Raw genomic sequence first — 325 nt, forward strand, 5'->3', positions numbered from 1 at the left:
TGTTTTCAATGAGTATGCCAAGAAACATGGACAGTATATTAGCTCGTTGTGGTTAGAAAAGGCGTTTAACGTAGAGTCCGCTTTATAACAAACAATTTAAGTGTGATTCGGCACGCGTGGCATTTTTGCTATGCGTGAATTTTAGTGATTAGGGCGGTATGCGGCGGCATAGGTATTGCGTGCCTCACACCTTAATTGGGCGTTATACGAATAGAGGGAATTTATGTACAAGAGTACTGATTTTAGCTTGGATTCAAAAGAGTTCAGGTTTAAGAAAGACTCATATCCTTTGTCTAAGATAAACAATGCTAGGGTTAAAAAGTTA

General features: G+C 38.8%; 1 pseudogene. It reads left to right on the forward strand.

Going from position 1 to position 325, the window contains the following annotated elements:
* Nucleotides 1-88, forward strand: a pseudogene (locus tag CBX98_RS25845) (GNAT family N-acetyltransferase); the annotation flags it as partial.
* Nucleotides 89-325: the final 237 nt, after the last annotated feature.

Source organism: Vibrio sp. T9 (assembly GCF_003123985.1).
GTDB classification, from domain to species: Bacteria; Pseudomonadota; Gammaproteobacteria; order Enterobacterales; family Vibrionaceae; genus Vibrio; species Vibrio diabolicus.